This window comes from Natrinema sp. SYSU A 869, from assembly GCF_019879105.1.
Lineage (GTDB): Archaea > Halobacteriota > Halobacteria > Halobacteriales > Natrialbaceae > Natrinema.
Genome location: NZ_CP082247.1, coordinates 345,571 through 372,172, shown reverse-complemented (window position 1 = coordinate 372,172; position 26,602 = coordinate 345,571). Strand labels below are relative to the sequence as shown.

Below are 26,602 nucleotides of genomic sequence, written 5' to 3'. Positions count from 1 at the left end.
CGGCTGCTCCGACGAAAAGACCGTCGAGAGTTGCGTGTGCTACCTGAGATTCTATGAATGTGGGTTGTATCAATAAAGCGGCTGCTGCGCTAAGGGCTGCAAAAATGCCCGCGTCGACCGCAAATTTTATCCTCATCACGTTGGTATCATAATAATAGTCGCATAAACATTCCGGGTAATGGAGAGGAGGCATTTGCCGTGAGAGGCATGTTCTTCATAAAGACTGAACAGGGAAACTAGCGAAAGTTGGGTGGCATCTCCAGGGTTCCGTACGTTTAACATCTTCTCGCCCCACTATCCGAAATATGGTGTCTCGTCATTGGCTGTACTTCAGTGGGTTCGTGATCTCCGCGGTTTTGCTGGTCGGTGCTGGTCTGATGGGTCTCGTGGATGCACTGTCGGTGCTCTCTGGAGGGATGTCCTACGGCGAGGAGTTCATCCTCCTGGCGATGCTTGGGGAAGCCGCCGAATGGGTCATGGCCGGGCTAGTCCTTGCGTTGTTCGCCGTGCTGTTCCTTACTGGGACAGTGGTCTCTGTCCTTCGGAGTACGTCAATCCCCCGTAGCGATCGACTTGCCTCGATTGTTGAGTGGGTTGAACGCAGGTATCCGGTCCTGCGACAGTTCGATGCCTCAGGGAAAGTTGCACCAACGGGTCTACCAGAACTAGCTAATCCTCTGCTGGTCATTCAAGCATCTGAAAAGCTGTCCCGCCACATGGGCATTCATGTCCAGTACCGATGAGTCTGATCTCACCATCTGGCCAGATCCGGGCAGCGTACGGTGATCGGCACTCTAGACAAACAGCAACAGTCCGATTTACACGATCCGCGTATTCCATACTGACAGTAGAGGCAGAGAAAGGTATCTGTGCGGCACCTAACTAGGCAGGTCTCAAACCGTGTACCCTAACGGAGGCTATGAATGATTCCCTCGATCTGGCCTGAAACACGGTTTAATCGCTTCATATCTTGATCCCAGGTTTCTCACTTCACACACCCATACCAGTTCTTGGCACGCGAGACTCCGGTACACAAGCTGAGCCAGAAGGGGCGACCGAATCTGGTGATAGTGAAGGCGACGTTCTGGCGGATTCCGAGGTCAGGGTCACCAGTGACCCCTTTTCTTGCCAGTCATCCGCCAGTCGGTCTCAGTACCCGCCACATGATTCTGGGCCGGAATAGCGAGCTAGGGGGCTGTTCCATCATTTGGACGCGGAAGAAGGCATCAAACAGCATGCCGTCAGTGTGTGCCTTCCGGATCAGGCGGGTCAAATACCAGTTCAGAACGTCCGCGCTCCGGGGCTTTGGGCCTTCAGTTTGCGGGAACTGAACATCGGCACCGACGGCCATGCTCCACGCAATATCGACCGTCTGCTTGATCCGCTCAAAGACCCGGGACGGGAGATCCTCACGACCACCTGCTGCAAGGGCGTGGTGGAGCTCCAGGGCCTCGAGTGCCGCCACTGACATCCCCTGGCCGTAAATCGGGTTGAAGCTGGCGATCGCATCTCCAAGAACGACTAACCCGTCAGGGGACCGGTCAAGGTCCTCGTAGCGGCGCCGCATATTGGATGGAAACGGATACTGAACGATCTCTTCAGTGGTTTGTGGATACTCGTCGAGTAGTCGTTTGTGATGGGGTATCGGAAAGCTCGCTGTGTACTCCCGAAAGCCATCGAGGTCGGCCGGCGGATGATCACCGTGCATACCGAATAAGGTTACCTGCCATTGGTCGTTTTCAACCGGAAGGAACGCCCCACCACGAGTGCGTGGTGCAGAAGGGACAACGAGAATCCCGTGGCGGTCATCGCTAGGACGTTCGATAAAGGTGGTGCTATAGGTTACGTTGATCCGTACCTCGTCTGTAGGCGGCGACGGATACCCGTGTTCCTTCAACCAGGTTGGTGTGTGACTCGTACGGCCAGTCGTATCAATGACCAGATCAGCAGGGAGTTCTTCGGACTGCCTGCCTGCTGGTTTCACTATCACTCCTTCCACGGCCGTCACTTCCTCATCAGTAAGGAAGGTTATTAACTGGCATTCTGAACGCATCTGGACATTGTCGAGAGTGGTGACGCTCCGGCGAACGACGGACTCGTACAGCGGCCGGGTCGCGCTATATACAGGTATGCGGTGAGGACTATCTGCGTTGAAATCTCCTTCGTCATACATTTTCAGATCGCGTGTCCCGTCAAGCACTAGACCGCCGGCCGAGAGCAGATTTTCACCGAAATCCGGGAAGAGATCCGTCAGTGTGGCTCGGCCGGCCTCCTGCAGGACATGAATATGGTTGGCCTGTGGGACACCACGGCGGGCGATCGGTTCATCAGGTAATGGATCGCGCTCAATCACCGTGACATCCTCGAATCCGTCAGCGAGGACCCGGGCCGCGCACAGGCCGGCCATGCTTGCCCCGACGACAACAGCATGGTCGCCGACCGAGGAGAGCTGTTCGGGCTCGTACCTCGCCACACTTGTTAACGTCATGACCTCTCTGTGGATCTTGGGTGGGAATAATGTTAACACTTATCATGGTAAAATGAGAAAGATGTATGAGAGGTAGCACTCTCACTTGGTCCACCGCTGGCACGATATCTAGTTCTGATTACTCGGTCGGTCGCTTACGCGGTGATGAAATATCTTTTACTGCATTCCTGCTCGTTCTAGCGGTATGGTGGCACCCGATAGGGGAGAGAGGGACCGCACACGTATCTACCGGGAGACGATCGAACGCTTCTGGGTGCTCCGTCTGGTTATCGAAGTACGGCATGACGGCGTCTATCTTCGGCTTGGACCGATTCAGCGATCATTCCGCTATATCCCGCTCCAGAATATTGACGAGGTTCAGGTGACCACGTATTCTTCGACGACATACGCTGGCTGGCACTGGGGCTTACGGAAAACTCCAGGAGGAAACACAGTATATCGACTCCGGGGAGATCACGGTGTAGAACTTACGCTGACCGATGGAACGCGGATCTTCATCGGTACGGAACACCCAACAGAACTCGAAACTGCGATTACCCATGCCTTTGAGTCAGCGATTCCCCAAGAATAGTGTCGACTGCTTCCCGTCAAATCACCGGTCGTCCCACTGATCGACTGTACTTCTATCCCGGTACGCATGTAGACGAAATGAGCCAAGAGGACGTGAAATAGCGTATCTGAGAGAATGTTGTCAGGAAAGATACCGTGACCCGGTGCCCGGCCATCCAGTCCCAATGTAATTAGACAGAGTGATTTTCACCAGCAGACCCCTAGTCTATGTAGGACTAGATATGGATCAGACGGAGGGGCACTGTCTAGTTACTCGATTCCGACGTATAGAAGTGTTTCAGAGCCTGCCACAGCATTCCCGGTGAGATCTGGTATTGTCACTGCTTATGAGAAATTTGCTGAAGCAGCCGAATTATCGCTGGTCGTGGAACAGAGTTCACCTCTGTCAGATCCAATATAGTAGTTTCACAGCCGATACCGTCACTTCATTACCTTCCCGTATTGCGGTTTCTCTTATCTAGACAGTGCCTCTTTATGCATTAGTTCTGTGTATTTATATATCTTCTAGGTGGGCGTATCGCAGGACCAAATTACAGGCAGATCGGTTGCCGGCGAGCAATGGAGACTCACAAACCGGATCGTAGCCCTGGAAGAGAGGAGCCGCGATGGCTTGCGAACCGGGGTGAGGGCGAACGCCCATCCGGCACCAGTCCCCGTTGATGGAATGGGGGCATGGATTACGTTGATTACAGTGCATGGAATGGGCACGGCTCGGATACGGACTGGGCTGAGGCTGTTGATCGATTCCTGGAGCGATCACAACGCCAGCAGCACGACCGGCTGACGGACGAACTAGATCGGATTGCCGAGCAACTGGCCGAGCGGGATGAGCTCCATGCAGAGATTGTCGACGAACTCGAGTGGAAGATCGACCGGTACACCGACCAGCTTGAACAGCTGTCCCGGTTAGGACGCGACACGGGAGAGGGGCGACGCGCCCAGTTGAAGGATACCGCACGTCTCGCAGGACTGGACGCAGGTCGCGCAGAGCTGTTTTGCACAGCCCTCGTACTGGCAGACGCCGGTATAGTGGCCGACGTGCCCGCAATCACGGAGTTCGGGATTGGTCGGGTCCATAGCGGTGTATCAGGTGTCTCAATGGGTGCTGATTTTTTCGAGGCGATATACAGCCGGGGATGATCCGGCACCGGTCCGGCGGGGTCGATAGCGGTCACCGGTCATGGTCGTCGCGGAGTGGGCCCGTGTCGAGATCGAGGCCAGCGAACACGTTGCCGTTGTCCTCCGGTTGGCCGGCCGCGGCGTCGCGGTCGGGTCTACGGCGGGTGTTCTGCCGGGGCTGCTGCTCTCGCTGCCACGGTGGTTGGTGTTGCTGGCGGCGTTGCTGCCGCTGGGGCTTGTTCCTGGTCCGGGTCAGTGGCGACGAGGCGGCCGATGAACGCGAGGATGCCAATGATCCGGGCTGTGGCACTACGATCATCGCCGGGACCGTGCTCGAAGTAGTCCCGGACGAAGATGATTATGGAGAGGAGGAGCCAGACAAACAGTTGGCCGGTAACCATGAGTATCGTGTCGCTCGTGATCCCGGGTCCGATGATGGCGGCACCTGCGGAGCCAAGCAGCCAGAGGGCACCACCCATCCAGAACCCATTGGCCCACTCCAGCGGTGCGAGGAGGAGAACCACGAGCCAGATCACCAGTACAATAATGAACTCCTCTTCCAGGATCAGCAGTGAGCCCGTCATGGCTGTTCCTCCGTGTCCTTCCCTCCGGTGGGCTCGGTTTCTAGAGCGAGACTGAGGTCCAGGTCGTTGGTATCGATGCGGTCTGGATTGGTCGCAGTGGTGTCGCTGCGCCCGAGAATGCCGTTGCCGCCGCAGGTAGGGCAGTTGTCGCTCGGTATCGTGCGAGTTTCCACCAGCACGTTATCAAGGCCCTCGAACCGGAGGGATGCCGCCGGATCATCGTACCCCGTGATCTGTTTGGCCAGTAACTGAACTGTTTTCGACGCGATAATTCCGTTGAGTGGGACGACGGCCGGTTCCGGCGCCAAGTCGGTTGCCGTGATGTAGCCGCGGTCCAGCTCCTCGGCCAGAGCGTCGTCGGACAGGTGTTCGATGCGGGCCTGTTCCGGGTCACCGCGGCCAAGGCAGTCGAAGCAGGCGGTGGCACCCGGTGCGATCAGCTGGATGTAGCCTTCCATCGCAGTAATCTGCTGCGTGTCCGGGTCGTCGTCAACGTCGATGACCATCCCCGCGTCCACGTAGGGGACGAGGTGGCGAGCCGCGAACTGGTTCAGCCACATCCGTGCGGAGACACGGTCGACACCGGCAACGATGAGATCCACCGCCTTCAGCAGGTCCGGGACGTCTTCGGCCATGGCCTGGACTGCACTGATCTCCATCTGCGGGTTGAGACGCTCGAGGTGCTGTTTGATGGCCGAGACTTTCGGGTCGCCGACGTGGTCTGCATGGCAGCCGAACAGCCGGGGTAGGTTCGACGGTTCGATGACGTCGGGATCGACCACGGTCAGCCGGTGAGCGCCGTACCGCGCAAGTTCCTCGGCGATGATCGATCCAAGGCCGCCTATGCCGACGACAGCGATGGGGGTCGTGGCCAGCCGGTGTTGGCCGGATGTGGTGAGGGCGCGGATGCTGCGGTCGTACCGTTCCCGGTCGATCGAACCGGGGGTGCCACCGTTCACCGTGTCTGTCTCTGGAGTATCGCAGGCGGGTCCCGTGGTGAGCGGTGGGTCGAGCAGCCAGTCGCCGACCACTGTGACAGGCAGGTCGGTGAACTGGTCCGCAGCCGCAGGAACGATCACGGTGGCGAGGCCGTGGGTCCCGAGGACGCCGACACCGAGATGCATATCGGGGTAGAGCCCGGTCAGCCACTCCCGGTAGCCGTCCATCATGTCGGAGTCGCTGCGACTGAACGTCGGCGTCGCGTCGAAGGGATGGCTGTGGATAACGATCGGGTGCATGCCGTGACGGCGACAGTCCGCCGTGATGTCGCGTTCCACGTCGAGCGCGGGACGGCATGCCGACCGGCTCTGCGTTTCCAGGTCAGCATCCGGTACCGGGTGGACCGCCGTGGCGAGCAGCCGCGTTTCGCGGTGAGCGTGGTCGCCGCCGGACGTACTGCAATGGACGACGGCGATCCGCTCCTGGTCGTCCTGCAACAGGTGGTCCCGGAGCTGTTGGACGTGTGACGTGGAAAGAACGAGTTGCATGATGATCAGGTCTGTTCCAGCGGGTTGCTGGAGTTCGGCTGGGAGAGTGACGTGGCGATCATCCGGGTGAGCGTAACCAGCGTGTGGCGGCGGGGCTCCCAGTCATGGAGTTCATGGATGCAGTGCTGCGCCCAGTCGTCCGGTCCTCTACCGAACAGCAGGACGTACGGCTTCTTGTCTTGGTACCGCAGGTCCGCCGGCAGGTAGGCGTCCGGCTGGGTTGCCGGGTATTCTTCGGGCAGTTGGAACCAGAGCCGGGTCCGGTCCTGATTCCAGCCGGTGGGCAGCGGGAAGTCGTAGAGCATGATCTCGCCCGTCGTGAGGTCGAAGTCGACCGCGGGGCAGAGGTCCGCTAAGGCTCGGGCCTCGGTGATGATGCGATCCTCGTTCATAGCTTGGTACCGGCTCATAGCGGGGACCACCGGTCGGTACCGAAGATGCGGCCGCGCTGGGGTTGACTTGCGACGGTGGCACCGTCCGGAATCGTCTCCACTGTGTCGTGGTCGCTGACCGCGATCTGCTCGGGGCCGTCGGCCGTGTAGACGACCGTATCATCTGCCGGGAAGCCGGCGGCCTGCTTCAGATCCTGGACGGTGCGGTCATCTTCAACTTCAGTGCGTTCGCCGTCGATGTACAGTTCAGTTCCCATGATATTTTTCCTGTATGCGTCGTGAAAGAATGGTGTTTGTTGGCCGTTACGGGGTTGTGCGGAAGGAGATCCGGAGGCTACGGTTCGAGCAGCTCGTTCTCGTAGTCCTCCTCCTTGAACGGATCGTACCGGGTCCAGCCGTCGGGGTTCGGGTTCTGGGGGCCGCTGTCGCCGAACCAGTTATCCCCGGGATCGTCGTAGTCCCCGTACGTGGGCTCAGTGTTCAGTTCGGACTCGGACATCGCCGAGTCGTCCGGTTCCAGGTCGGTCTCGTCGAATGGGCCGAACATGGGCTATCTCAGCAGCGTTCAACGCTGCATCGGGACCGACGGCCGGCACCCACTTAGCAGCATTTAGCAGTACTCTATAGCCTGTAGATTCGTCAGCGCGGGGGAGATCCGTCAGGGGAGAAGCGATGCGTCAGAGTGTGAAGAGATTCGTCAGCGACGTGCAGATTGACCAGCAGAACGATGATCGCGAGCACCAGCGATTACTGTCACAATCAGGATTTAAGAGGAGAGGAATCTGGTATTGAAAATAGTAGCCTTGCTTGATTTCCTCCCACTGACAAGCGAAATCTCCGTACATTCTAGGTACGAACTGAGCGGTCAAGTAGTGCGTTCCTTGGTACCACCTTTACAACAGGGCAGCAGGTAGATACGTCCGGTGAACAGAGCATGGGCAATTTTGACCCCGTTTCGTGGGAGACAAGCGAGGCTGCCCTTGGTCCCCCTGCGTCAGAGGTGACAGAGATGGTTAACCAACTGCAAGGGGAAGTACACGATAAAGACCCCTATGACGCGGTGAAAACCATCCACGATGCCTTGTACGACGATGATGTAGATCGAACAGTCCCCAATCTCGGGGAGCCATTCATCACTGCGTATTTGCTTGAGAAGAACGAGATCATCTCTCCCCGTGACGACGATACAGGAAGCGAATACCGTTCAATTGTCACGCGTCGTCCTACTGGAGAACGATTAAGAGAACTGTTTTGGGAGCGAGAACGGACGCTATGGTGGATTGGAATACTGACTGGTGTCCATCCATCGCTGGTGACATACTGGTTCTACGAATATGACATCCCTCTCATGGAACGAAACTATACCGAGGAGTCGATGGAGCAGATAAGAGCTCATCGGGAAGCAAGAGATGGGTAGCTCAGTTGATCGACTGCCCTGTGATCCGCCTATACTTATCGTCGGTAGGATTCATCCTATCATCCTCTAACCACTAGAACAGTGCCAAAATAACGTATTCTGCATTACTGATGCAGTAGGAGACATATGTCTATCCTGGTTTAAGGGGTATGAGAAGAACTAAGGTTTTCCGCTGAGAACTACCCTTAGTTCCATGGCCTCGGCACTCTCAGTCCACGAAACCAATATTAGTTTACACGTTCGTGACGAATCACCACACTTGCGGCGGATCGGCATCCAGCAGTCGATTAACGATTTAAATCATCCTTCCTCACAGATATTCAATAGGAGGTGCTAAACTAGACGGTGACCTGCCGGACCTCCAGTGTGCCTCTGTCCTCACCACCACCCCTCAGGAAGACAGATGATGGGCGAAAGCGGAGGTGCAAGAGAAGGGAACTGTCGGTTGTTCCACGACTGGATTTTCCTATAGACGCTTTGATACAGTTATGAGTAAATTTCAACCAAAACGATAAGTAAGGTATCGTGGTACTAGTATTGATGCTTGGTACCACTAGCTGTGCTACCAGGTATCAATATTCGGTCACCGGAAGACCGAATGGGAGGGAGGAACCATGGCTAGCCAACAACAGCTGTATGATGAAACGGTGACAGATATCGAAGAAACGTTCGGGCTTCTTCCAGGATACTTAGAGGCTCTTCCAGAACAGGAACTGGTGAACGAGTGGCCGAATCTGAAGCGGTTCCTCTTCGGAGAGACGGAGATAAATCCGAAGACCCGTGAATTTATCGGCCTCGCGATGGCGGCGGCGATTGGCTGTGAGTACTGCAGACACTTCCACAAGGGTGCGGCCCAACTGCATGGCGCAACTGAAGAGGAACTCTCGGAACTGTTCTTCCTCGCAAGCTACACGCCTCGGTACAGCGCCTTGATCCAGGCACAGGACTACGATATCGACGTCTTCAAAGAGGAAACCGAACAGATCGCTGAACACCTACAAGAGCAGATGGCCGCGGGTGACGACTGACGAGCATAGTGACTGGAGGAGCCAATGGCAGCAACAACCACACCAGAAGAGAACAAGCGTCTTGCCCGGCGCTTCCCAGAGGAGGTCGCGACCGAGGGCAAGGTCGATCTCATTGACGAAATCTGCGCCGAAGATGTGATCGGCCATAACCCGCTCGGCGAGATACATGGCCGTGACGAACTGAAAGATCACCTCGAGTCGCTACAGACCGCGTTTGGCGAGTTCTCGGCGACCGTCGAGGAGGTGATCGCTGAAGGCAATCTCGTTGCAATGCGGGTAACCCTACAGGGCACCCATGCGGGTGAGTTCATGGGTGTTGATCCGACTGGCACCGAGTTCGAAGTCGTGAACATGGTGTTTACTCGGGTCAAGGATGGACAGATTGTCGAACGCTGGGTCCAACCCGACATGCTCGGACTCATGCAACAGCTCGGTGTAATCGAGCAGCCTGGAGAATAGCAACGACTCCGTATTTTTGCTACCTCTTTGTGGGCGTTTCCGCTCCCAGTGCAAGACGGAGCGAATCTGCTAATTGTGTCTGATTCGGAAAGTGGACGGGAGTTAACGAGTATCCGGTTGCTTTCGTAGTATTAGAGTGACGAGGCCGGTCAATTGAGATACCCGGTAGTATTTTTGTGCTGTCCCTGTGAGTAAGTGGCATACGGCGTTGTGATCAGCAGCCAGTAATAAGACAATGATGCATCGACGGTCCAACGGAACTGACGTCAGATTCCCATCCTATGGCCGCATACGGATCGAAACAGTCCGTAACACATTAAATTCAGATAATATAGAAATAGATCATTATAACATCGTCAGAAATGAGTGCTAAGGCTCTACGTTTCTGGACGATTTGATTTTATCTCGAAAAACCTGACGTCAGAAATGGGGCCTCGACACTCCCAGACCACGAAACTGATATCAGTTTTCACGAATGTAATACTTCTCTATAGGTCTGGCAAACTGCTACGAATGTGGTGGATCATCACAGGTGTGGCGGATGAGTTGGGTTCAGATGGTCTAGTCTCTCGAGTTAAATGAATGGATAGGAATCTGTCGTAGGCAGAGTATGGGTCCTTCAAAAAGTGCAGGATCTTGGGCTGGCGCGGTCGTTCAGTCCCCGCCGATTGTACGCTTCCTGTTCTATATACAGAGTGTATCCTACGTTCACTGAAAGAATTAAGCATTCAATTGGTGGCGGTTTGAAATATGAGGCGCCGAAATTTCCTCGCTGTCGGAAGTGGGCTGACGGCTACAAGTAACAGGTGGATAGAGAGGAGATTGCTGCTGGGTCAACCGGCACCAGAGATACTCACACGAGATATTTCGGATCCTGAGGAGGAGTTCGTCGACGACGAGCACACCGATCTTGACCGGTCCTCCGGAACGCTCGCGATCAACTCCGAGACGGGCGTGCTCCGATTCGGTTCCGATGGCAACGACGAGACCGTTACGGCGATCGGCTACCTGGCTGCAGACGCGTTGGTCCCCGGCGGGACATGGGATGGAACCATTGACACCGACGACAACCGCATCGGGACGGATGTCGTCGACAATGTCAAGGCCCTCGCGTTCACACCGGAGTCGTTCGAAGGGATTGCCCTTCGCGCGACCGAAGCGATCGACCTCTACGTTGATGGCGTGCTGGTGGCCGGCGACGTTGCCCTGGTTCGCTACGCAACCGCCCGGGGTGTGTTCGAGGTGGAACCTGTGCGAACCGCAATTGACGATACATGGCCGCAGTTCCAGTTCGACACCGCTAATACCGGAACGCCGCAGTCACCCGAAGCTCCGCCGACCACAAATCTCGACGAGAAGTGGCATGTCGAGTTCGGCGCAATTGGAGGAAGTTCACCAGCAGTGACCGACGGCACTGTCTATATTGGGACGGTCGACCCGGATGGTGTGTTTGCGCTGAACGCCGAAACGGGTGATGTCCAGTGGGACTTCCAGACCGGGGCCAACGTTGAGGGGGCGCCGGCGGTGGCTGATGACACTGTCTACGTCGGAGTTTGGACGGCAACGTCTACGCACTGGCCACGGATTCGGGAGAGGAACGATGGCGCTTCGAGACTACCGACGAGGTGTGGAGTTCACCAGCGGTGGCCCACGATACCATCTACGTTGGCTCGGACGATGGGGTCCTGTACGCATTAGATGCAGCGGGTGAAGAGCAGTGGCGCTTCGAAACCGACGACGCAGTCAGGAGTTCACCAGCGGTGGTCGACGGCACCGCCTACATCGGGAGCAACGACGGGCACGTATACGCGGTGGATGGCAGGTCAGGTGAAGCTCGCTGGTCTGAAGAACTTAACCGGGAGGTTTTCAGTTCGCCAACGGTCGTTGACAACACTGTTTTCGTCGGATCAAGAGGAGCAGAGAACGAGGGCGCTGTGTCCGCGCTGAATGCCGGGTCCGGCAATGAAGACTGGCGGTTCGAAACCGACGAGGTGTGGAGTTCGCCGGCAGTGGTCGACGATACCGTCTACGTCGGGAACAACGACGGCCACGTCTATGCACAAGCCCGCTCCGGCGACGAACAGTGGCAGTTCGAGACCGAGGACACGGTGCGAAGTTCACCAGTAGTGGTTGAGGACACCGTTTACGTCGGCTCGGACGATGGTTACCTGTATGCGCTCGACGCCGCATCAGGTGACGAGCAGGGACGCTTCGAGACCGGTACCCCGGTAGTCGGATCGCCGGCAATCGCCGATGACACAATCTACGTGGGCAGTGGCAGCGCCAGCGTCGGCCACGCGTACGCGATCAGCGACGGCGATGTCCGAACCGAACTCACCTCTTGGATCGATTGGATTCCTGTCCCGAACGACGCCCCGCAAGACGACATCGGTGTCGCATACCGGGGATTCGACGATCTCCGCGACGTGATCGAGATTACTCAGAACGTCTCCCGCGACGACATCGATTTCGGTGAGTACCATACCGCGGCCTCACCGTACAATTTCGTTACTCCGGAGGCTGAACGCGATTTCATTCAGGTCCGGTACGGCGATGACATCGCGTTCGAGGTTATCAGGGGATCATTCGGTAGCGAAGAGGTTGAACTCCATCTAGACCGCGACCAGCTTGGACAGGAGCAGTACAACTCGTTTACCCTATATTCCGACGGCGATACAGTCATCGGAGTCGGTGACGGTACCATCGTTATCCCAGGAACGCGAGGAAATACGTCAACAGAGATGACTGAGACGGCTCGGTCTGTCATCGACGCAGGCACGGGCGACGAGCAGCGGTTTCACGAGGCGCACGAGCATTTCGCTGACCTCATGGGTCAGGCAGGTGATGCCGCAGTACTTAGAGTAGGATCGTCTGAGACGACTTCCGCGGATGGTAGTGGATTAGCCTCGGATCTCCTCGGATTCGCCTCTAGTTTCCTCGTCGAAGGCTCGGTCGTCCAGAGGCAGATTATCGTTCTCTTCATCGATGAATCCGCTGTTGACTCTGAGGTCGTGACCGAGATGTTCGATGTTGGCGAGGAGGCGTCATACCGCGAGGACGGGCGGGCAGGAATCGTAGAAACGAGTGAGGAGCTCGATGACGAACACATCTCGGCTGGAATTGCCCAGATCGGATTTCACTCGTGTCCATTGCTGCGAGAACCGGCTCGAGTGACATTTGGCTTCTCGTGTTAACTGCTCCCCTGACTCGTTACGTACAGTTAGTGAGTGGCGGATCGACACGGTCTTGGTGAACCACCACTATTTCCTGACACTCTTGGTCATCACCCACCGGCTTCATTCCCTGATCGAAAGCGGCGCCATCAACAACGTCTAATTTGATTGTAGTGGTTCACCACATTTATGACATATCACTGTTATATAGATAGATCGCACGGCTGATACAAGGTCTGGCCGCCCTATGTAATGGTTGATGACCGATAGACCGCAATGGGAGGATCGATGGGTTTGGCAGAGGGATCGACACAGATCACGCTCACGTGTAGCAAAAAGGAACGCGAAATCTGGAGTAAAGAGGCTGCCAAAGCGGGATTCAGCAGCCAATCCAAATATCTCTATATCCTGATCCAGGAGGCACGGGCGTACCGGCAGCACGGTGTGTTCGCGGATCGGAGCAGTGAGGAGCGGATCGAGGAATTAGAGACGGAAGTTGAACTACTGGAGAATAAATTGGAACGGGAACAAGTGAAACGGAGTGCTCGCGTCGAAGTCGACGATGCGAGGTTCCTTGAACGCTATCTCGAGGACACCTACAAGACGCAGTCCGAACTGCTACAGGAGATTGTGGAGTCCGGGGCGATGGATGACTTGATCCGGAAGCGGATTGAAGACGAGCTGTACGTCATGGCCGGGAAGGACCAAGTTAAGTACGAACCCGGCTGGGGCTGGAAGCTGACTGACGACAGCATCACCGAGTAGATGGTAGAGATACTGGTAGAACTGGCCAGCCACGAACGCAGTTAGATAACAGATCCGCGATTAGGCGTCAACCGATGTCCGGACCTCGACCACACCAGTTCCGCGCACAACAACATCGTACCCCGCATACTCGAAGGAAACTTCGCCAACAGCAGGCTCAGATCGGGAGGTGAACAACTCGTTCAACGCGTCCGGATTGATTGCCTCATAGAGTGGCGGCAATTCAAGCATGTCCAGATCAGACGCTTCTGACACCGCCGAAACAACCGCATAGACAGGTGTATTCTCGGTATCCTTCTTCCATTCGGCAGTAGTGGATAGAGTCAGTTCAGCTTGAGAGTCGTCATTATCAACCTGTGTGCTCATCTTTCCCATGGGCCCTGAAGTGAAGCAGTCCACCATAAAGGATTTGCAAACTCTGCTGAATGAGCCACGGTCTTTCATGTTTGACGGAGAACTGTCATCCCTATTCTTATGGTGCTAATTACCATGAGGTCTGATATGTACGATTTAACCGGTTTCCAGCGCGACCTCCTGTACGTGACTGCAGGACTGGATGAACCGCACGGCCTCGCGCTCAAGGAAGAACTTGAGGACTACTACGAGAAGGAGATACACCACGGCCGACTCTACCCGAATCTGGACGAACTCGTTGATAAAGGACTTCTCGAAAAGGAGCAGGCCGATCGTCGAACGAACATGTACTCGGTGACGCGACGAGGCACACGGGAAATCGAAGCTCGACGCGACTGGGAAGACCAGTACGTTTCTGATATCCTTTGAAGACCGAACTTCAAATTAAAGAGTTCTGTTGTTGTTCTCCTCTTTCGCTATCTAAGTCTGTGAAGCCACCAGTCACTAAGACATGCGAATCTAACGCGGTTCATCTGTCAAATACCACTTATTTTGATGGATCCATGCTGAATACACAGCGCAGGCCGTGTTTAGACGGGAAAACTCACGGGATAGAGTGCCTGTTATGTGGGAATAGCAATATAGCTGTCCGAACTGTCGTTGACGTCTAAGAACACCTCTCAGAAACGTCGACGTCTCAGCCATTCTTCCGAGAGTGTAGAATCGACACCGAGTGTCCAGTTAGCAAACTCTCGACCACATCTCACGTTCAGTGGTCACAATCTAGCCATAGAACTCCTCTCGCTAGCGTCTAAACAAGGCCCACAGCGCAAATTCAGCAGAGCCAACTGATGCGAGTGACCGGTCGGCTACTTACTCGATAGAACCCCCTCACTCGGAAGCCGTCGGACCATCGACATTCACTACGAGCGGGCCCGAGCCGACAAAGTTGATGATACTCACTTGCTCTGTGTCGGCGGGATTGATATCACGGTGGACGATCCCAGGCGGAATCTGCGCGAATAGAGGAGCGGTCCCTTCGAGTCGCTGGTCACCGTCGGGACCGTACTCAAGAACCACGCTCCCTTCGACCAGATAGATGTAGACGTGACGGTCTCCATGGTGGTGCCAGTCGGTTGCTGTGTTTCCGGCGACGCGCGATTGCACCATCACGTTCTTCTCGGTCTTGAAGGCCATTTTTCTGTCAACACCCGGCGTCTCGGCAGCAGATTGGAGATCGTCCGGCGTGACGAACTCGGGACTCGCCGACCCCCCATCAGGGACAAGGTCCCCCTCTCTGATCACTAGCGAATTATCGACCATGTGTGTCACTTGTTAGCAAATCTGATGGCTACCCTGAAAAATCCACCGCCCGGGTAGCTACTGACGCTACATACGCCAGCGGTTTCCACCTTGTACACTGCTGATGGCCTGTTCTGATGAATAGACCCTCTGGGCCTTGTTTGAACGCGTGATTTCACGGGTGTGAGTTCTCTATGGCGCGTTCGATGTTGCGGACCGCGGATTTCATGACAAGTTCACGGAATTGACCGAACCAGGTTCTTGACCAGAGCGTATCGCCGTATCTGCGTCGGAGCCCGAAAAACACCGATTCAGCGTTCGAGCGCTGGTGGTACGCCCGATCCTTGATGAGCAGATTTCTCGCCCACCCCCGCATCCCAGGATCTCGCTGCGGAATCAGTGGCGTGATACTTTCCGCACGCAACCTCGTGCGAAGCTCCTCCCAGTCGTAGCCCTTATCGGCAGCGACAGTCGCCAAATCGTCGAGATTCCGCACTAACACCTTCCAGCCGACTTGCGTATCGTGCGGCTGTTTCATCGAACAATGTATATCGAGAATCGCACTGGTTTCACAATCAATGAGCAGCGTCGTCTTCACCGCTTCGAACGTGTAGTCCGTCCGTTTTGCGTAGTGCTGGCTGGCCTGGACGCGATCGACACCGGTTGCGTCGACCGCCTGCACATCACCGAGATCATACAGTTCGACGGACCGATCGAGGATCGCTCGCCACCGCTTCATCGGAATCGCCTGCTTTCGCGTACACACGGTCGAGAAGTGTGGGACCGTTTCAGGCGTCAATCCGAGTGATTTCGTCACTCTCGGCATCTCGCGGAGGACGTCCATCAGCTTCCGGTACGGATGGCCGAGATACTCTTTCAATCCCTGAACGGCGAGAATCACCCAGTCAGCGTAGCCTTCTTCTCCCGGACGGTAGACCGGAGCTGGCGTGCCAACGACGGCTTTTTGGGCGAGCGATACAACCTTCTCTGTGAAGCGGGAGGTCTTCGTGTGCACAACGAACCCGTCCCGCTTCACTTCCTAGTAGATTTGGTATTTTCTCCGAGCTACTAGTACGACGATACGAGTTCGATCGGCTCTACACTGTTAACGTTTGAGCGTCTAAACAAGGCCCATCCTCTATATTCAGCACGCTGTTCTTGACAGCTATCGGTGAGGTCGATTGCTGCCCCTATTACCTACTCAGCCTCAATACAGCGTTGGGAAGTTCGTCGGAGAAAGAGCGTGTCTTTATTAGCAGACTGCTCACTCCGCAGGTAACGTCTCTGGGTCAAGCAGCTCCCCTTCGGCTTGATAGTCTTCATACAGCTCTTCCGCCCACGATATAACGGCTGAGGCCTCAGCGACCAATAATCCCCGAACAACCCGTTCGCCCTCAAGTTCTTCACCTAACCAAATTGCCACTGAGTCATCAAAGAGGTGCATATTCAGTGGAATCTCCCCCTCATAGGTCCAGATGCTACCCCGCTCTGCACGGGCCTGCAACAGCGGCAACTGCTCTGACCCCGCAGAGAGAGTCTTGATCCAGTCCGCGTCGATCACGAGTTCAGACTCCAACTGCCGCTCGTTAACCTCCTCATAGATAAGCCTCACATATCGAGGCAGCGTGACCTCAACAAGTGAGCGGACCTCATCTGTAGCGCGAATCTTCTCTGCCACGTGATCGTACGGCTCGGCTGGGGCCGGTGTCTTCGGCGTTATGATCTCTGTGGTACGGAAATGGCGGTAATCAATTGAGTGAACAGGTTCTGGAAGCCACTCAATAGCGTCACTGAGATGCTGGATTCCCTCGAGAGTCTGCAGATAGACACGAAACTCAGCGATCATGATCTCACCTACCTCTGTAAGTTCGTACTGGCTCCCCTCGGAGGTGATCCACCCTCGTGATTCACCCTTGTCTAGGACTCGTGCGACGGTTGACCGTGAGGCGCCGGTTTGCTCTGCGAGGTCGCGGCTCCTCATCGGCCCGGCGGTGAGTGCCTCGAACACGCGCACGCTGTTCGCTGAATCGGCGAAGAACTGGATCGCGTCCAGTGCCGATTCCATGTTTGTTGGTAGCGCGTGACGATGGTTGGCCATGTCGTACGCTACGTCCGAGCAGTTGCAAATACCTTTGCAGGGGTGGGAAGGTTCGCAAGGTCTCGGAAATTTCTCCTCGAGTAGGACTATGGATCAATCGCCGCTATCTGTAACCACGGCCCACGGGGGCCGGGAGGGAAACGAATGTCACGACCAGCGAATCAGCAGAGACGTATTGACCGACGAAGGATGCTGAAAACGGCGGCGATTATAGCCAGTGGCAGTCTCGTGACCGGGACCGCTAGCGCGTCTGCGTCGGAGTCACAACAGGTCCACAGAGGCGACTCGGCCGCGGTCGGCAATGGGATGGTGACGGCATACGCAACAACGGCGTCGGACGGCGCTCTCTCGTCACTCGGCGTGCATTTCGATAAGGCCGTAATTGATACGTTAGGTGAGGAGGAGGTGGCAGTCCCGCTTGCCTTCCCATCGGAGATAGCCGGCGGTGACGCCCTCGATTGCCATCAGTTCACCTTCGTGCAGTTCGATTACCTGCCAGAAGGGCATTGGCCAGAGGGAGTCTACGACGTGCCCCACTTGGATACCCAGTTCTTCATGCCTGACCAGTCGACCGTCGCGGGGATCGAAGAACGGCCAGCGACCTATTCGATTCCGCAGGCCCAGATGCCTGAGGATCACATCCGTCCACCTGTGGTCGATACCACCAACGACGGAGAACCTGATACACCACTCGTTGAGGCAGGTCGAGGTGAGCCGATCGCCGATCCGAGTGCGTCGGAGCATCAAGAGGACGGTGAATTCACTCACACGCATATCTACGGTGCCACTGGACCAGACGGTGGTGGCTTGGGACGAATCTCCCTATTCGAGCCGATGGTTACGATCGACTACGTTGACCAACTCACTACCACGGTTGATACTTCGTTGAAGACACCGACGAGGTACCTTGCAGCTGACAAGTACCCAACGTCGTACGTGATCCAACCCGACGATGACGGTGGTATCTCCGTCTTGCTCACTGATTTCAAGTCGTTCCCAGCGCCAGTGCCTGGACCTCGCCGGTGACAGTGATATCTCCATCTTCTTCACCGATTTTAGGTCGTTCCCGGTACTGAGCGAATAAGGCTTGACCAACCGGCAGCCGACAGTGGTTGGCTGTTGGCTTCCACAGTGCCGACTTTAATTTCCGTGTGCGTGAGACAGTACAGTTTGGGAGAAAGTCGGCGTCGGCATTGACCGATAAAATCTCTGTATCTAGTACTTTTTCTGCTACATTCTGGAGATATCAGTCGCCGCTCCGTTACTTACTGGACTTGTACTAAGCAGTAACAATAGATACGTATCTATAGGTATTCTTATCTTGGTAGCTTTTAACAAACGATGCGTTGAATCAGATCATAGGCGTCCCTATCTGAGGATTGGGCGGAGACACCGATTTGGGGATGGAGGACGTCACAGGAGAGAACAATGGCTACAACATCAGTCGAGGAAAACGAGCGTCTCGTCCGAGAACATTTTGACCGCGTCTGGAATCAGGGGGAGTTCGATACAGACTTCCTCGCAGATGAGTATCGCGTGCAGACGAGACTTGGGACTCACGAAGACCACACACTCGGGGAGTTCCAAGACCTCGTGGCGTCAGCGCGTGCCGCCGTTCCTGACCTACATAAGGAGATCGATGAGACGATCGCAACCGACGAGAAGGTGGTTGTCCGGTATACGATGACTGGTACCCAAGAAGGCGAATTGAAAGGGATTCCGCCAACGGGTGAGGAAGTCGAAGTTGCTGGTGTCGCCATCTACCGACTCGAGGATGGACTCATCGCCGAGGAGTGGATCATCGCCAACTTCTTGCGTGCGTTCAAACAGCTCGGCGTCCTTGAGTAAGGTTCCATCTTTTTCTTTGCCGTCGCTCTGCATTTCGTGACGTCATCCTCCGACCGGTTATAGGAAGTTCACCCTCTATCCTTCACAGGATTGAAAAATGGTACGAGAAAAGCGCCTCAATCACCCGAGAAGAACCCCCTCTGTCATCAATCAGTACAAGACATTCACGCTTTATATACCTATAATCAATCTCGGAAAAGAAGTCAAATACAGATTCGTTGAAGTCTCACGCGAGATGCACGACCTGACCGGCTTCCAGCGCGACCTCCTGTACGTCATCGCAGGTGCCGACCAGCCGTCCGGCCAAAGCGTCAAGGATGAAGTTGAGAAATATTATAACTCAGAGATCAATCACGGCCGATTGTACCCCAATCTCGACACCCTCGTCAACAAAGAGCTGGTAGAGAAAGGCCAGCTCGATCGCCGGACAAATTACTATGCCATCACCGACGCCGGCGAACAACAGATTCAGGAGCGACGAGAGTGGGAGAACCAGTACGTTGAACTCTAAGGAGAAGGCTCGTATTCGTCCGCTCGGCATGGTCTCTCAGCCCGACTATTCCGTCGACAGGAAGGCTTATACTGGCAGAATCGTGTTCTCCGATTATGCCGACAGAAGTTGACGATACGCTACCAAACCTCATTACAATCGTTGGCAGGGGAGTACCATCGAACTACGAAATTAGCGTTGACGGCACCATCGAGATGGTCGATGCCAACTCAGAGGAAGAGGCAGTGATCGTCTCAGAACAGACAGCGGAGGGAGCAATCGAAACGGGGGTCGACCGGTTCAGATTCTCCGGCGAAATGACGAACGTGCACGCCGTCGATTGGAATGGTGTTTCTGCACCGGAATCACCGAGTACTCCGGAGATTCACATCAATTACGGCGTTCTCGCTCAAGAAGACAATACTAAACGATAATTCAGTCGTAGGAACCGCCATGAGCGGTTATTTCAGCAAATTGTATTTTTTAATACTATTAAAAGACTAGTAGTGATAGTTATTAGCATCCTCGGTAGGGCCGGTAACTCACCCTGATAATAGCTATAGCCATTATTAGAACGGTGAAAAAGCCTGCTGCTAGAAGGAGAAGGAAGATTGTTCGGAAGGACATATTTGCTTGCGGTGTATCCGTGTTGGATGTACCCCGGTCGGTCTGGTTCCGCCGAAGCCGCTTTGAGGTTTGGGTGGCCATTGTCGGCGTCTCCTCTGGCGCACAGGCTGTCATTCTTGAAACCCGAACGCCTATTGTCGAATTCGACAAGGCGCGTGTTAAGCGTTAGCAATAGGCGAGGAAACAGACCATCTACGTAGGAACTACTAGTTCTTCTGCTATGGTTTCCTCCATACAAATTCAGGGAGTGAGCCGACGGCCATCCAAAACGTCAGACCCAATTGTTCGAAATATCCTGATTCTCAAACCACATGGTCAGTTCCTGTACTATCGTTATCGGAGATCAGCGATATCCTCGCGTGAATACGTCGCACGGTAGCCAGCCAACCGACCGATGGGTGCGAGGATTTTGAACAGTATTTTTTGGACGAAAATCAGGAGGTCGGTCGAGTAAAAGTGGTCGGGATAGGCATCTTGGAACACCGCAATCGGCAGGAGGTCTGGATTTCCGTGTCCATCTGCCTTGCCAGCCTGGGCAAGCACAAACGCAGTTTCGAGTGCCTCATCCATATGGAGAGCAGGCCGTGCCTCGTAGCGGATGCGTGCAGGCTTCTCGCTTGGGTTCCAGTGGCGGTGAGGATAGCGGCCGGAAATCGTGATCTCGTCACCTTCTGTCAGCAGTTGCTCCTGCTCCCCAGCAACGACTTTCAGTTCGCCCGAAAGTACCTTGAAGGTCTCCTTTATCTGGGGATTCACGTGCTCGTCTTGAATATCAGCGGCCCACCGAGCGTGAGGGAGAACGGTTTCGGCGTCTGATACATCCAGAGACGGATGCGCTGTATACTCAACGCGTACGAACTCGCCATCCGTCTCGTCAGCTCCTTTCACGATATCGAGGGGGTTGACGTCTGTCAAGGTCGATGTGTTCTCTGTCATAGTCGCTTCCGATGCGATTCGTGCACCAGCTAGTCTTAGCAAACCTTCCACTTATCTCCTTGGTGAAGACTAACACACTAGATCCCCTAGTGGGGGAGGTATGAACTACTTGCGCTCTCACCCGAAACTGCTTGTTACTTGTTACCATATGCCAATACATGGAGTACTTTGTCACGGGGGCGACCGGGCTCATCGGCACTCACCTAGTCGAGCAACTAGTGGACGAAGACCACGATGTCGTTGCATTGACCCGCTCACGCTCGAATGCGAATCACCTTCCAAATGAGGTTACGGTGGTCGAGGGCGACATCACGGACAAGGCGAGTCTGCGCGAGCCAATGACCGACGTCGATGGGGTGTTCCATATCGCCGCATGGTTCTACGTCGGCCCCGGCCCACGCAACGTCGAAAAGGCCGAACGCATCAACGTGGAGGGGACGCGCAACGTTCTCGAACTAATGGATGAACTTGACATCTCCAAAGGGGTCTACACCAGTACAGTAGGCGTCTACCCGGGGAATAGCGGGGAGACACTCGACGAATCCATCGATCCTGAGTGTCCAACCTACGCTGAGTACTTCCGCACGAAGTGGAAGGCACACTTCGAGGTTGCGAAACCTCTGATGGAGGATGGTCTCCCGCTCGTTATCGTGCAGCCGGGCGGCGTCTACGGCCCGCACGACAAACTCTACGGGTCGGGGCGGGCCGTGTTTCGAGACTACTTGACGGGCGACCTCCCGATGATTCCCCGCAGTTGGGCCCTTCCGATGGATCATGCTGAAGATATCGCGCAGGCGCATATCCGAGCGATGGACGAGGGAGTTCCCGGCGAGGAGTACATCGTTGCTAGCGAAGCGCGAACGATGGCCGAGGTATTCGGCTGCGCTGAGGAAATCACGGGGATTCCAGCCCCACGCGTTGTGCCGGACGCAGTGTTTGGTGGGCTAGCCACCATCATGCGGGGAGTTGAGCGTGTCACCACGCCACCGGAGGGCCTCGAAGCAGAACTCCTTGCATTCTTAGCCGGAAGACAATTCAATGTTGACACCTCGAAGGCTAAGCGCGACCTCGGTGTCAAATTCCGGTCGTTGGAAGACGGGCTGCGTGACTATCTTGCGTGGGAGGTAGATCAACTCGGTATGGACGAGCAGCTGGGCCAACAACCAACGCAGGAAACGACGCCGGACAAGGCAGTATAAAGAACGGAGAACCGGGCAGCCCGTGACAATCGGGGAAACAAATAGTGTAGTAAGGGTTCTCTGACACCCTCTTACTGCAGATGTTCTCTACATTCAAGACCCTATTTGTGACATCATTCGTCGAGATAGCCGACTGGAATTCCTTACCTGGTATTGTCCGTTCGGCGATAGGGAAAACGAAAATGAGGGCTGTGTTGAATCGCTAGATGGCGGCGGGATAGGTCGCTAAATCAAAGGTGATGAAGCGGGAGGCTGCGAGTGTCTATGACGCAAATCTCCCGCTTCATTGGGGAAGTTGTTCCGGTCGCTCAAAGCGTTACTGGTGATGGAGACGAATCCGCCGCCCCGGAAGGAGGCGGCGGATTCGCCGACTATGCACTTGTTTCCCTCCATTGTCTGCGGATTTACCTCGATACGTCCTACCGGATGACGATTGACTTGCTCAAGGAAATGCCACAAATAACCGGGGAGATCGGCCTCAGAGCGGCCGATCTCCCCTCGCCATCCACGTTATGTAAGGTATTCGACCGGATCAGTATGCGCGTCTGTCGAGTGTTGCTGCGCCAGTCGGCGCAGCTACACGATCCATCTGAACACGCTGCTATCGACGCGACATTCTACGAACGAGATCGAGCGAGCCGTCACTACTGCCAACGAACGAATTACCGCGTTCAAACGCTCAAAGTCACAAAACTCGTCGATACAGCAACGCAAGCCGTTCTTGATCTCCACTGTTCGACGACGTTAGAAGGAAGCGACGCAGACCTCGCCGAGCAGATCGCCCGCCGGAACGCGGGCGATCTGCGGTCACTTGCTGCTGACAAAGGCTATGACAAGCAACAACTCCGAGAACGACTGCGTGAACTCGACATTCGCCCACTGATCAAACACCGGATCTTCGCTCCGTACGATCACGCACATAACGCCCGTATTGACGAAGATCGGTACGCTCAGCGGTCAATGACCGAAACTGTCAACTCAGCCGTTAAGCGCTCGCTCGGCTACGCCGTGCGAGCGCGTACCTGGTATCGAGAGTTCCGTGAAATCGCCTTAATGTGTGTCGTCTATAACATCAAGCAGGCCGTCAAACAGTGAAATCCACCGCCTTACAGCGATTCAACACAGCCAAAATGAGTGACGGGTGTGACGGATGAGGTGGTGTCGGTCACTCGTCCATCAGTTGCTGGGCGAGTGCGGTATCCTCGTAGGCGGTGAATTTCTTAACCTTTCCATCCTCCATGTCGGAGACGTGGACAGCAGGAATCTCCGTGACATCACCGTCCGCTGTGGTGACTCTATGTGATCCTTCCATTACGACTGTGTCGCCGCCGTCGATGAACCGGTCGACATCTACTTCGAAGGAATCGAATGTCTCGTCTAGAGGCGTGAACACATTCTCTAGGACGGCGTCTGGGCCGTGGTGTACTCCCCCGATCATCGGTGCGCCCTCGGGTTCGGTCCACGTGATGTCGTCGGCGAATCCGGCTAAGCATGTCTCGAGGTCGCCTTGGTTGAATGCCTCGTACAGTTCTTCGACGATTTCGACGTTGGATTTCTCAGTTGCTGCCATGGTACCCCTATCTGTGGCAACGGCTATCAAGGACAAATAGCTATCACGGATTCAACAGGAAGGTCTGAATAGAGACACTGACCACTATTTCAGAGACTCGTTGATGTCAGCGGGACCAAGCTGCTGATAGTTTTCCGTGTCACCTCGTGAGATAATCATCTTGAAGATTGACGCTCTATAGGGCACTGTGTCTCTATCTACTGTGTCAGCAGTGGTTGTGCCGCCTGGCGGAGGCGCTCTGAGGTAAGGACGGAGACAGGTAGTTCGTGGGAAGTAGACTCCGAACGTTCGGAATGAGGGAGAAGCAAGAAGCCTTCCAGAACATCCAGAAATCGGCACTGTCTAGTTACTCTATTCCGACGCATAGGGGCGTTTCAGAGCCTGTTACATCGTTACCGGTGAGATCTGAAATTGTCACTGGTTATGGAAAGTTTGCTGAAGCAGCCGACTTATCGCTGCTCGTAGAACAGAGTCCGCCTATATCAGATCCAATATGGTAGTGTTACAGTCGATACCGTCACTTCATCACCTCCCTTTATTGCGGTTCTCTTATCTAGACAGTGCCAATCGACCGATATTATCGCCTCGATCGGCCACCCTGTCGAGTACAAACACGGGGTCACCCTCCCGTCATTTGCGGGCCTCACGGCGCGTCATTACCTTGAGCGATTCGATGTCCCCCGCGAGAGCCTTGCGAAGGTCGCCGTCAAGAATCATAAGAACGGCGTCGACAATCCCAATGCCCAGTTCCGGAAAGAGGTCGATCTCGAGACGGTACTGGAGTCGCCGATCATCGCCGACCCGCTACGGCTGTACGACTTCTGTCCAGTCACGGACGGGTCGGCCGCACTCATGTTCTGTCCAGAGTCAATCGCCCAGGAATATACTGACGACTACGCCGTGATCGCCGGTGTTGATGGCGCCACGGATACCCACGTTGTCCACGAGCGCGAGGATCCGACGAGTATGGACGGCGTTGTCGAGAGCGGGAAAGGAGCCTACGAGATGAGCGGCTACGGGCCCGACGACATCGACGTTGCTGAACTCCACGACATGTTCACCATCCTCGAGTTCCTCCAGATGGAGGGGCTGGGCTTCGCCGAACAGGGCGAAGCGTGGAAACTCGTCGAAGAGGGCTATACGAAGCGCGACGGCGAACTGCCGATCAACACCTCCGGCGGGCTCAAATCGAAGGGCCATCCGCTGGGCGCCAGCGGCGTCGCACAGGGCGTGGAAATCTACGAACAGGTCGTCGGCGAGGCGGGTCTGCGACAGGTCGACGCGGACGTCGGGCTCTGCTGTAATGTCGGCGGCTTCGGTAACTGCGTCATCACGACCATCATGGAGGCGGGACAATGACTATGGAAGCGTACAGGTACGAGGACGGTTCGATCAGCTACCCCGGCCATCCGCGCGGTCCCGGCGGCGCGGAGCCGGTCGACACGATCGATCTCAGCGAGTACACCGGCGAGGTCGTCACCTGGACGACCAGCACGGCGACCCCGCCCGGTGTCCGCGAACCCAACACGCTCGCGATCGTCGAATTCGGGGTCGAGGGCGAGACGGTCCGCGCGCTCGGCCAGGCGACGACCGACGAAATCGAAACCGGCGACGAGGTCGAACCCGTCTACGTCGATGAACTCCGCGAACCCGGCGCCGGCATCCGCGAACCCGAGAGCCAGGAGTGGGACGGCTACCGGTTCGAACCTGTCTGATTCCAGTTCAATCTGTCTTTTAGATCGATACGATTCCGCGATTCTCGCATTCCAGTAGGAGAAGCTATTTACCTCTTTCCCGTGTTAGATATGAGCGTGGCTAGTGTTAACGAACAACACAGGCCACGTTAGCGCCTGCGGAGAGGAGGTGAGAGTCCATGCCCGTCAAAGACATCGCCCGTCCACGCGAGGAATTGGTATCAGCCGAACCGACAGCGTCACTCCGAGAGATCTGCCAGCTCATGGACGACAAGCGGGTCGGTTGTGTCGTGATCGAATCAGACGAGGAACCCGCCGGGATCATTACCGACCGAGACATCGCAATGGCGTTCAGTGCGGGGAAAACCCTCGACGATCTGGCGGCCGAAGACATCATGAATCGCGAGCCCCACACGGTATCAACCGACGACGGCGTCTTCGACCTGTGTGCGACGATGGCTGAACACGGTGTGCGCCGGATGCCCGTCGTCGAAGGCGAGAAACTAACTGGAATCGTTACGTTCGATGATCTGGTGGTTCTCCTCGACGACGAAATGAGCAATCTCTCCAACGTCGTCCGAACTGAGTCACCGGCCTACGAGACATCGTAAGCACTGGCAACTACACGTTTTTTTAATCGCCTCTCTGATATTTACTCATATTTTCTACATATTGGAAGAGCTACGACATGTTGGTTTGCGAACGGCGCAAAACTGCGGTACCGTGAGCGTGTGGACGGGAACATCCTCGAGGAGATGTTTCATCCGCATAATCTGCAAACGGTCTGGGAGGCGGTCGACCTCAGTGGAGGTACCGGTCAACCGGAGATGGCCGCGTGTGGGTGTCTCGTTGAAGCCCTCGCTGAGTATGACTGGCATATCCGCCATAATGCCGCAGACATGTTCTAAGATGAGTGGCCAGTACTTGCCGAAGTCCTCACGCTGATGGAAACAGCCGACTGAATGTGGCCACCTTTCGCCAGTCATGCTCCAAAACTGAGTA

General features: G+C 55.6%; 30 protein-coding genes and 2 pseudogenes. 20 read left to right on the top strand and 12 right to left on the bottom strand.

Annotated features, from left to right (window positions below):
• Positions 1-305: 305 nt before the first annotated feature.
• Positions 306-743, top strand: a complete 438-nt coding sequence (locus tag K6I40_RS01670; RefSeq protein WP_222913431.1) for a hypothetical protein — start codon at positions 306-308, stop codon at positions 741-743.
• A gap of 389 nt (positions 744-1,132) precedes the next feature.
• Here the strand turns inward: K6I40_RS01670 and K6I40_RS01665 are convergent, their stop codons facing one another.
• Positions 1,133-2,488, bottom strand: a complete 1,356-nt coding sequence (locus K6I40_RS01665; RefSeq protein WP_222913428.1) for an FAD-dependent monooxygenase — start codon at positions 2,486-2,488, stop codon at positions 1,133-1,135.
• A 184-nt stretch (positions 2,489-2,672) separates the two neighbouring features.
• On the opposite strand from K6I40_RS01665, the gene K6I40_RS01660 reads away from it, so the two are divergent.
• Both K6I40_RS01660 and K6I40_RS01655 read left to right on the top strand, forming a co-directional pair.
• A complete protein-coding gene (locus tag K6I40_RS01660) occupies positions 2,673-3,059 on the top strand; it encodes a DUF6141 family protein (protein WP_222913425.1) in 387 nt (128 codons plus the stop codon).
• A 671-nt stretch (positions 3,060-3,730) separates the two neighbouring features.
• Positions 3,731-4,198 carry a hypothetical protein gene (locus K6I40_RS01655; protein WP_222913423.1) on the top strand — a complete coding sequence of 156 codons (468 nt, stop codon included), beginning with the start codon at positions 3,731-3,733 and terminating at the stop codon, positions 4,196-4,198.
• Positions 4,199-4,332: 134 nt separating this feature from the next.
• Here K6I40_RS01655 and K6I40_RS01650 read toward each other — a convergent pair whose 3' ends face one another.
• The 5 genes from K6I40_RS01650 to K6I40_RS01630 all read right to left on the bottom strand — a co-directional run bounded on the left by K6I40_RS01650 (position 4,333) and on the right by K6I40_RS01630 (position 7,187).
• A complete protein-coding gene (locus K6I40_RS01650) occupies positions 4,333-4,761 on the bottom strand; it encodes a hypothetical protein (protein WP_222913421.1) in 429 nt (142 codons plus the stop codon).
• Positions 4,758-6,248 (bottom strand): ThiF family adenylyltransferase, encoded by a 1,491-nt coding sequence (locus K6I40_RS01645; RefSeq protein ID WP_222913419.1) that lies wholly within the window; start codon positions 6,246-6,248, stop codon positions 4,758-4,760. The genes K6I40_RS01650 and K6I40_RS01645 overlap by 4 nt, the downstream gene beginning before the upstream one ends.
• A 5-nt stretch (positions 6,249-6,253) precedes the next feature.
• Positions 6,254-6,658, bottom strand: coding sequence for a hypothetical protein (locus K6I40_RS01640; protein WP_222913417.1), 405 nt, complete (start codon positions 6,656-6,658; stop codon positions 6,254-6,256).
• Positions 6,655-6,897, bottom strand: a complete 243-nt coding sequence (locus tag K6I40_RS01635) for a hypothetical protein (RefSeq protein WP_222913415.1) — start codon at positions 6,895-6,897, stop codon at positions 6,655-6,657. Before K6I40_RS01635 ends, K6I40_RS01640 begins: the two co-directional genes overlap by 4 nt.
• A gap of 77 nt (positions 6,898-6,974) precedes the next feature.
• Positions 6,975-7,187: a hypothetical protein gene (locus tag K6I40_RS01630; RefSeq protein WP_222913413.1), complete on the bottom strand. Its 213-nt coding sequence runs from the start codon at positions 7,185-7,187 to the stop codon at positions 6,975-6,977.
• 387 nt (positions 7,188-7,574) lie between these two features.
• Here K6I40_RS01630 and K6I40_RS01625 point away from each other — a divergent pair, with 387 nt between their 5' ends.
• The 6 genes and pseudogenes from K6I40_RS01625 to K6I40_RS01600 all read left to right on the top strand — a co-directional run bounded on the left by K6I40_RS01625 (position 7,575) and on the right by K6I40_RS01600 (position 13,482).
• Positions 7,575-8,057 (top strand): hypothetical protein, encoded by a 483-nt coding sequence (locus K6I40_RS01625; protein WP_222913411.1) that lies wholly within the window; start codon positions 7,575-7,577, stop codon positions 8,055-8,057.
• 614 nt (positions 8,058-8,671) lie between these two features.
• On the top strand, positions 8,672-9,085 hold the full coding sequence (locus tag K6I40_RS01620; protein WP_222913409.1) for a carboxymuconolactone decarboxylase family protein: 414 nt from the start codon (positions 8,672-8,674) through the stop codon (positions 9,083-9,085).
• Positions 9,086-9,109: 24 nt separating this feature from the next.
• Positions 9,110-9,544, top strand: a complete 435-nt coding sequence (locus K6I40_RS01615; protein WP_222913407.1) for an ester cyclase — start codon at positions 9,110-9,112, stop codon at positions 9,542-9,544.
• A 750-nt stretch (positions 9,545-10,294) separates the two neighbouring features.
• Positions 10,295-11,032, top strand: a pseudogene (locus K6I40_RS01610) (PQQ-binding-like beta-propeller repeat protein); the annotation flags it as partial.
• A 65-nt stretch (positions 11,033-11,097) separates the two neighbouring features.
• A complete protein-coding gene (locus K6I40_RS01605) occupies positions 11,098-12,738 on the top strand; it encodes a PQQ-binding-like beta-propeller repeat protein (RefSeq protein ID WP_345779366.1) in 1,641 nt (546 codons plus the stop codon).
• A 267-nt stretch (positions 12,739-13,005) separates the two neighbouring features.
• Entirely contained in the window at positions 13,006-13,482 is a 477-nt protein-coding gene (locus tag K6I40_RS01600; RefSeq protein ID WP_255681423.1) for a hypothetical protein, read from the top strand.
• A gap of 60 nt (positions 13,483-13,542) precedes the next feature.
• On the opposite strand, the gene K6I40_RS01595 is transcribed toward K6I40_RS01600, so the two are convergent.
• On the bottom strand, positions 13,543-13,857 hold the full coding sequence (locus K6I40_RS01595) for a HalOD1 output domain-containing protein (RefSeq protein ID WP_222913399.1): 315 nt from the start codon (positions 13,855-13,857) through the stop codon (positions 13,543-13,545).
• 126 nt (positions 13,858-13,983) lie between these two features.
• Here K6I40_RS01595 and K6I40_RS01590 point away from each other — a divergent pair, with 126 nt between their 5' ends.
• The gene (locus K6I40_RS01590) at positions 13,984-14,265 is read left to right on the top strand and encodes a helix-turn-helix transcriptional regulator (RefSeq protein WP_222913397.1); all 282 of its coding nucleotides are present in this window, start codon (positions 13,984-13,986) and stop codon (positions 14,263-14,265) included.
• A 462-nt stretch (positions 14,266-14,727) separates the two neighbouring features.
• Here K6I40_RS01590 and K6I40_RS01585 read toward each other — a convergent pair whose 3' ends face one another.
• From K6I40_RS01585 to K6I40_RS01575, 3 genes are all read right to left on the bottom strand, one after another.
• Positions 14,728-15,159 carry a cupin gene (locus K6I40_RS01585; RefSeq protein ID WP_255681422.1) on the bottom strand — a complete coding sequence of 144 codons (432 nt, stop codon included), beginning with the start codon at positions 15,157-15,159 and terminating at the stop codon, positions 14,728-14,730.
• 154 nt (positions 15,160-15,313) lie between these two features.
• Positions 15,314-16,174, bottom strand: coding sequence for an IS5 family transposase (locus K6I40_RS01580; protein ID WP_222913395.1), 861 nt, complete (start codon positions 16,172-16,174; stop codon positions 15,314-15,316).
• Positions 16,175-16,402: 228 nt separating this feature from the next.
• Positions 16,403-17,203 (bottom strand): transcriptional regulator, encoded by an 801-nt coding sequence (locus K6I40_RS01575; protein WP_255681421.1) that lies wholly within the window; start codon positions 17,201-17,203, stop codon positions 16,403-16,405.
• A gap of 222 nt (positions 17,204-17,425) precedes the next feature.
• Here K6I40_RS01575 and K6I40_RS01570 point away from each other — a divergent pair, with 222 nt between their 5' ends.
• From K6I40_RS01570 to K6I40_RS01555, 4 genes are all read left to right on the top strand, one after another.
• A complete protein-coding gene (locus tag K6I40_RS01570) occupies positions 17,426-18,262 on the top strand; it encodes a hypothetical protein (RefSeq protein ID WP_222913391.1) in 837 nt (278 codons plus the stop codon).
• A 402-nt stretch (positions 18,263-18,664) separates the two neighbouring features.
• Positions 18,665-19,084 carry an ester cyclase gene (locus tag K6I40_RS01565; protein ID WP_222913390.1) on the top strand — a complete coding sequence of 140 codons (420 nt, stop codon included), beginning with the start codon at positions 18,665-18,667 and terminating at the stop codon, positions 19,082-19,084.
• A 235-nt stretch (positions 19,085-19,319) separates the two neighbouring features.
• Positions 19,320-19,595, top strand: coding sequence for a PadR family transcriptional regulator (locus K6I40_RS01560; protein WP_222913388.1), 276 nt, complete (start codon positions 19,320-19,322; stop codon positions 19,593-19,595).
• Between the two features lie 95 nt (positions 19,596-19,690).
• Complete coding sequence (locus K6I40_RS01555; RefSeq protein ID WP_222913386.1) at positions 19,691-20,008, top strand: hypothetical protein; 318 nt, start codon at positions 19,691-19,693, stop codon at positions 20,006-20,008.
• A gap of 526 nt (positions 20,009-20,534) precedes the next feature.
• Here K6I40_RS01555 and K6I40_RS01550 read toward each other — a convergent pair.
• Entirely contained in the window at positions 20,535-21,137 is a 603-nt protein-coding gene (locus tag K6I40_RS01550; RefSeq protein WP_222913384.1) for a cupin domain-containing protein, read from the bottom strand.
• 158 nt (positions 21,138-21,295) lie between these two features.
• On the opposite strand from K6I40_RS01550, the gene K6I40_RS01545 reads away from it, so the two are divergent.
• Complete coding sequence (locus tag K6I40_RS01545; protein WP_222913382.1) at positions 21,296-22,336, top strand: NAD-dependent epimerase/dehydratase family protein; 1,041 nt, start codon at positions 21,296-21,298, stop codon at positions 22,334-22,336.
• A 264-nt stretch (positions 22,337-22,600) separates the two neighbouring features.
• A complete protein-coding gene (locus K6I40_RS01540; RefSeq protein WP_222913026.1) occupies positions 22,601-23,431 on the top strand; it encodes an IS5 family transposase in 831 nt (276 codons plus the stop codon).
• Positions 23,432-23,501: 70 nt separating this feature from the next.
• Here K6I40_RS01540 and K6I40_RS01535 read toward each other — a convergent pair whose 3' ends face one another.
• The gene (locus tag K6I40_RS01535; protein ID WP_255681420.1) at positions 23,502-23,936 is read right to left on the bottom strand and encodes a nuclear transport factor 2 family protein; all 435 of its coding nucleotides are present in this window, start codon (positions 23,934-23,936) and stop codon (positions 23,502-23,504) included.
• A 534-nt stretch (positions 23,937-24,470) separates the two neighbouring features.
• Here K6I40_RS01535 and K6I40_RS01530 point away from each other — a divergent pair.
• From K6I40_RS01530 to K6I40_RS01515, 4 genes and pseudogenes are all read left to right on the top strand, one after another.
• A pseudogene (locus K6I40_RS01530) lies at positions 24,471-25,265 on the top strand (thiolase family protein); the annotation flags it as partial.
• The gene (locus K6I40_RS01525) at positions 25,262-25,621 is read left to right on the top strand and encodes a nucleic acid-binding protein (RefSeq protein ID WP_222913380.1); all 360 of its coding nucleotides are present in this window, start codon (positions 25,262-25,264) and stop codon (positions 25,619-25,621) included. The pseudogene K6I40_RS01530 and the gene K6I40_RS01525, both read left to right, overlap by 4 nt.
• A 158-nt stretch (positions 25,622-25,779) precedes the next feature.
• Complete coding sequence (locus tag K6I40_RS01520) at positions 25,780-26,211, top strand: CBS domain-containing protein (RefSeq protein WP_222913378.1); 432 nt, start codon at positions 25,780-25,782, stop codon at positions 26,209-26,211.
• 120 nt (positions 26,212-26,331) lie between these two features.
• Entirely contained in the window at positions 26,332-26,508 is a 177-nt protein-coding gene (locus K6I40_RS01515) for a hypothetical protein (RefSeq protein ID WP_222913376.1), read from the top strand.
• Positions 26,509-26,602 lie beyond the last annotated feature (94 nt).

What these genes read in the sequence shown, in the direction of transcription:
- K6I40_RS01670 (WP_222913431.1), top strand. Translation starts at nt 306, where the DNA reads ATGGTGTCTCGTCATTGGCTGTACTTCAGTGGGTTCGTGATCTCCGCG.
- K6I40_RS01665 (WP_222913428.1), bottom strand. Translation starts at nt 2,488, where the DNA reads ATGACGTTAACAAGTGTGGCGAGGTACGAGCCCGAACAGCTCTCCTCG.
- K6I40_RS01660 (WP_222913425.1), top strand. Translation starts at nt 2,673, where the DNA reads ATGGTGGCACCCGATAGGGGAGAGAGGGACCGCACACGTATCTACCGG.
- K6I40_RS01655 (WP_222913423.1), top strand. Translation starts at nt 3,731, where the DNA reads ATGGATTACGTTGATTACAGTGCATGGAATGGGCACGGCTCGGATACG.
- K6I40_RS01650 (WP_222913421.1), bottom strand. Translation starts at nt 4,761, where the DNA reads ATGACGGGCTCACTGCTGATCCTGGAAGAGGAGTTCATTATTGTACTG.
- K6I40_RS01645 (WP_222913419.1), bottom strand. Translation starts at nt 6,248, where the DNA reads ATGCAACTCGTTCTTTCCACGTCACACGTCCAACAGCTCCGGGACCAC.
- K6I40_RS01640 (WP_222913417.1), bottom strand. Translation starts at nt 6,658, where the DNA reads ATGAGCCGGTACCAAGCTATGAACGAGGATCGCATCATCACCGAGGCC.
- K6I40_RS01635 (WP_222913415.1), bottom strand. Translation starts at nt 6,897, where the DNA reads ATGGGAACTGAACTGTACATCGACGGCGAACGCACTGAAGTTGAAGAT.
- K6I40_RS01630 (WP_222913413.1), bottom strand. Translation starts at nt 7,187, where the DNA reads ATGTTCGGCCCATTCGACGAGACCGACCTGGAACCGGACGACTCGGCG.
- K6I40_RS01625 (WP_222913411.1), top strand. Translation starts at nt 7,575, where the DNA reads ATGGGCAATTTTGACCCCGTTTCGTGGGAGACAAGCGAGGCTGCCCTT.
- K6I40_RS01620 (WP_222913409.1), top strand. Translation starts at nt 8,672, where the DNA reads ATGGCTAGCCAACAACAGCTGTATGATGAAACGGTGACAGATATCGAA.
- K6I40_RS01615 (WP_222913407.1), top strand. Translation starts at nt 9,110, where the DNA reads ATGGCAGCAACAACCACACCAGAAGAGAACAAGCGTCTTGCCCGGCGC.
- K6I40_RS01600 (WP_255681423.1), top strand. Translation starts at nt 13,006, where the DNA reads ATGGGTTTGGCAGAGGGATCGACACAGATCACGCTCACGTGTAGCAAA.
- K6I40_RS01595 (WP_222913399.1), bottom strand. Translation starts at nt 13,857, where the DNA reads ATGGGAAAGATGAGCACACAGGTTGATAATGACGACTCTCAAGCTGAA.
- K6I40_RS01590 (WP_222913397.1), top strand. Translation starts at nt 13,984, where the DNA reads ATGTACGATTTAACCGGTTTCCAGCGCGACCTCCTGTACGTGACTGCA.
- K6I40_RS01585 (WP_255681422.1), bottom strand. Translation starts at nt 15,159, where the DNA reads ATGGTCGATAATTCGCTAGTGATCAGAGAGGGGGACCTTGTCCCTGAT.
- K6I40_RS01575 (WP_255681421.1), bottom strand. Translation starts at nt 17,203, where the DNA reads ATGGAATCGGCACTGGACGCGATCCAGTTCTTCGCCGATTCAGCGAAC.
- K6I40_RS01570 (WP_222913391.1), top strand. Translation starts at nt 17,426, where the DNA reads ATGCTGAAAACGGCGGCGATTATAGCCAGTGGCAGTCTCGTGACCGGG.
- K6I40_RS01565 (WP_222913390.1), top strand. Translation starts at nt 18,665, where the DNA reads ATGGCTACAACATCAGTCGAGGAAAACGAGCGTCTCGTCCGAGAACAT.
- K6I40_RS01560 (WP_222913388.1), top strand. Translation starts at nt 19,320, where the DNA reads ATGCACGACCTGACCGGCTTCCAGCGCGACCTCCTGTACGTCATCGCA.
- K6I40_RS01555 (WP_222913386.1), top strand. Translation starts at nt 19,691, where the DNA reads ATGCCGACAGAAGTTGACGATACGCTACCAAACCTCATTACAATCGTT.
- K6I40_RS01550 (WP_222913384.1), bottom strand. Translation starts at nt 21,137, where the DNA reads ATGACAGAGAACACATCGACCTTGACAGACGTCAACCCCCTCGATATC.
- K6I40_RS01545 (WP_222913382.1), top strand. Translation starts at nt 21,296, where the DNA reads ATGGAGTACTTTGTCACGGGGGCGACCGGGCTCATCGGCACTCACCTA.
- K6I40_RS01540 (WP_222913026.1), top strand. Translation starts at nt 22,601, where the DNA reads ATGACGCAAATCTCCCGCTTCATTGGGGAAGTTGTTCCGGTCGCTCAA.
- K6I40_RS01525 (WP_222913380.1), top strand. Translation starts at nt 25,262, where the DNA reads ATGACTATGGAAGCGTACAGGTACGAGGACGGTTCGATCAGCTACCCC.
- K6I40_RS01520 (WP_222913378.1), top strand. Translation starts at nt 25,780, where the DNA reads ATGCCCGTCAAAGACATCGCCCGTCCACGCGAGGAATTGGTATCAGCC.